The sequence below is a fragment of the Candidatus Omnitrophota bacterium genome (genome assembly GCA_018894435.1).
GTDB lineage: Bacteria > Omnitrophota > Gorgyraeia > JAHIPI01 > JAHIPI01 > JAHIPI01.
Window position 1 is genome coordinate 1 of the sequence record JAHIPI010000005.1, and the last position, 3,369, is coordinate 3,369.

Annotated in this window: 4 protein-coding genes; all 4 read left to right on the forward strand. The window is 42.7% G+C overall.

Annotation, left to right across the window (positions count from 1 at the left end; translation table 11 throughout):
• Positions 1-1,023, forward strand: a 1,023-nt coding sequence (gene rlmN / locus KKI13_00425; protein MBU4487521.1) for a 23S rRNA (adenine(2503)-C(2))-methyltransferase RlmN, incomplete at its 5' end; no start/stop codon positions are given.
• Between the two features lie 187 nt (positions 1,024-1,210).
• Positions 1,211-1,504: a peptidoglycan-binding protein gene (locus KKI13_00430; protein ID MBU4487522.1), complete on the forward strand. Its 294-nt coding sequence runs from the start codon at positions 1,211-1,213 to the stop codon at positions 1,502-1,504.
• A gap of 129 nt (positions 1,505-1,633) precedes the next feature.
• Positions 1,634-2,818 carry a translocation/assembly module TamB gene (locus tag KKI13_00435; protein ID MBU4487523.1) on the forward strand — a complete coding sequence of 395 codons (1,185 nt, stop codon included), beginning with the start codon at positions 1,634-1,636 and terminating at the stop codon, positions 2,816-2,818.
• A 3-nt stretch (positions 2,819-2,821) separates the two neighbouring features.
• On the forward strand, positions 2,822-3,184 hold the full coding sequence (locus KKI13_00440) for a hypothetical protein (protein MBU4487524.1): 363 nt from the start codon (positions 2,822-2,824) through the stop codon (positions 3,182-3,184).
• Positions 3,185-3,369: the final 185 nt, after the last annotated feature.

Consider the following 3,369-nt stretch of genomic DNA (forward strand, 5'->3'; position numbering starts at 1 on the left):
AAAGATATTAAAAATTTTACGCTGGAAGAGCTTAAAAAGGAAATAGAAAATATCGGCGAGCCCGCATACAGGGCAAGGCAATTGTTTTCATGGCTATATAAGAAAGGCTGCGGCGATTTTGCCCGCATGAGCAATATGCCTGAAGCGTTAAGGCAAAAATTGACGGGTAACTATTATATAGGTGATCTTATTTTGGCTGAGCGCCTTCGTTCGGTCGACGGAACCGAGAAATTTCTATTCGAGCTTTACGACAACAATTTCATAGAGAGCGTCCTCATATATTCGAAAGAACGAAAGACAGCATGCCTTTCAACGCAAGTGGGCTGCAAATACGGATGCACTTTTTGCGCGAGCGCTCTTAAAGGCTTTATGCGGAATCTCGAAGTATCAGAAATGGTAAATCAGGCGTTATTTTTGAAACACGAGCTTAAGAGTAATCTGAATAATATCGTCTTTATGGGGATGGGCGAGCCGCTGGATAATTATGAAAATGTAACAAAGGCGATTGAGATAATGACTTCCCCCGAAGGCATGAATGTAGCTGCCGGCCGGATTACTATTTCTACCTGCGGGATCGTTCCGGGAATAAAGGCGTTAATAACGTTTAAGATAGGTGTAAATTTATCCGTTTCGCTGCACGGCGCGGACGACAAATTAAGAAATACTCTTATGCCCATAAATAAGTTGTACCCTCTCAAAGCGCTTTTAAAGGTATGTTCCGAGTTTGTAAGGGCAAAAAAGGGAATGCTCACTTTTGAGTATGTGCTTATAAAGGGCAAAAACGATTCTTTGGAAGACGCCGATAAACTTGCTGCCATTGTGCGAAAGCTCGGCGCGAAGGTCAACCTGCTTATTTATAGCCCGATTGCACGGCGCGGCCTTGCGTCACCTTGCGAATTAGAAGCCGAAGTATTTATGAAACGCCTTTTGGGAAAAAAGGTAAAAGCGACATTGAGACGTTCAAAGGGTAAAGACATCGCCGCAGCCTGCGGACAGTTGGCGGGCCGTGTATCATATAAATAGAAATAAGATTTGAAAGTTACCATTAATTGTGCGATAATACTGGCACCAATCCAAGGAGGTAAAGATGCTGCTTAGAATTCTGCTTAGTGTTTTTATATTAATGAATCTTGCCGGATGCGCGACTACCAAAAAAGAGAGCGCGAAGACACAAGTTCAGCAGCTGCAGGGCCAGATAGGCGATTTAGAGATGCAGCTTAAGCAAAGAGACGAAGAGATCCAGGGGCTTGAGAAAGAATTGGATAAAGCAGAACGCGTCAAAAGTACATCGGCCAAGACTGCTCCGGGGGACGTAAGTAAAGTATCCTCGAAGCAGATACAAACAGCCCTTAAAAACGCGGGTTTTTACGATGGGTCCATCGACGGCAAAGTAGGAAAAAATACAAAAAAGGCAATATGCGCTTTTCAAGAGGCGAATGGTTTGACTGCCGACGGTGTAGTGGGAAATAAGACCTGGTCTAAGTTAAAAGCGTATTTACAGTAATATCGCTCTCCTATCCGTCTGCGCTGAATTGCTCCTCCTTCGCCAAATTGCTTTCGCGTTTGGCTGCGGAGGACAAGTTTCGCGTTCAGCTTCGACGGATGTCACCATAGTACAAAAGTTCAGGGTTCCATGCGTTTCAGAACGAAGCTCATACTTATAATTGTCGGCATTCTCGTGATGTGGATGGGATTCGCGCGGGGTTTTGAATCGCTAAAAGACAGGTATCTTTATAAATTTATTGCCAACAGATTCCGCGTATATGCCGAGAGAAGGTGGAAAGCCGATTTGTATATCGGATATGTCAAAGGCAATATCCTCACAAACCTCTCACTGAAAAACATTGTAATAGATAATGTAAATATCCTCCCTAAAGAGTTTCAATTGAAAGCTGATTCCCTTGACCTGACCTACCCGCCGCTTGGTTTATTATACGGCGAGCTGGATAGTAAATTTGTGGGCCTCTATCTTGCATGCAAAGATACCGAAATACCCGTAGACGCATATCAGCATAAAGATACGGCCATAGTAGTCATCCGAAGAAATGCCCTAAGATTAGATCAATTCCGCGACTCAGTTCCGAAGGACATATCCTTGAGAGGTACGATTACATCCGAAGGCGAAATCGTCTTCAAGAACTTGCGGCCGCACATGATGAACCTCTTTCTCAGCTCAAAAGATTTTCAGATAGATTATAAAAACGCGCGTAAGGTGAGAGGGGTCTTTAATCTGGAGGCAGCGGGCAGGCCCGCCAATGCAAATATTTACGGAAACGTGAAGATACAGAGGGGAGAATTTATCGACGGATTTTTAATCTTTTCTCTTTTTAAAGATTTAAATTTTGGAAACGATTTTTTGGATAACGCGACAATGGACGTAGATATAGAAGGCCGCAACATAAATTTATCAAACCAATATCTTGAAGCGAGATTAAATATATCCTGTAAACTGAGGAAACATAACGACGAGAAACCCTATCTTCTGGGAACAGCGTGGATCACCGGCGGTATCTTCAAAGTCTATTCGCATCAATTTAGGATTACATATGGCCGCATAGGTTTTATTTCGCTCGACAAGGAGCCGGTGCTGGATATTATAGAAGTAGCGCATATCGGCCGGCATAAAATAACGGCTGAAATAAAAGGCGGTAAAGACAGATATTTTAATCTCTCTTCACAGCCGGAACTGCCTTTGCATGATATATTCTCTCTGCTGCGTTTCGGAAAATATAATAAGGACCTCACGGATTCAGAAAAAGAGGAATTGACAGAGACCAATTTTAGTGATATCTTAATTAGCAACCTGTTCTCAGGTTAACATATGGACAAAAATATGAAAAGTGTTCTTATTTGTTTTGTACTGGTCCTGGTACTGTTAATACCGGGCCAAACGTCATTTGCCATAGATAAAGCTGAGGAAACCGAGTTTGCTTATGGCACAGTAACTTCCGTAGATATTCCTTCCGGAGTCGTAGTGATAAAAGAGCAGAATTACGATACCGGCATAGAGGCGGATGTTACTTATTATCTCGGTCCGGATACCGATTACGAGAATATCGACTCCATAAGCGAGATCGCACTAGGCAATGACGTCGATATTTCCTATATAGTAAAAGAAGACGCGAAGAAGGTTATAAGGTTCATAAGCGTCTACGAGCCCGAACTGGAAGCAGAAGAAGAGTAGCCCCTCCGTAAATAATATCCTTATTTTTTTCACCTTATTTTTTTCACTGTAATCGCAATATAATAATGTCCGCTTTCAGCAAAGTTAAAATGTCCTATCCCAAAGTTGCTATAATAGCCTCTTCCAAAGGAGGCCCTTATGGCAGGAAAGGACACAGTTACCATGAGTCAAGAGGAGCTGAGGCG

What these genes read in the sequence shown, in the direction of transcription:
- KKI13_00440 (MBU4487524.1), top strand. Translation starts at nt 2,822, where the DNA reads ATGGACAAAAATATGAAAAGTGTTCTTATTTGTTTTGTACTGGTCCTG.
- KKI13_00430 (MBU4487522.1), top strand. Translation starts at nt 1,211, where the DNA reads ATGCAGCTTAAGCAAAGAGACGAAGAGATCCAGGGGCTTGAGAAAGAA.
- KKI13_00435 (MBU4487523.1), top strand. Translation starts at nt 1,634, where the DNA reads ATGCGTTTCAGAACGAAGCTCATACTTATAATTGTCGGCATTCTCGTG.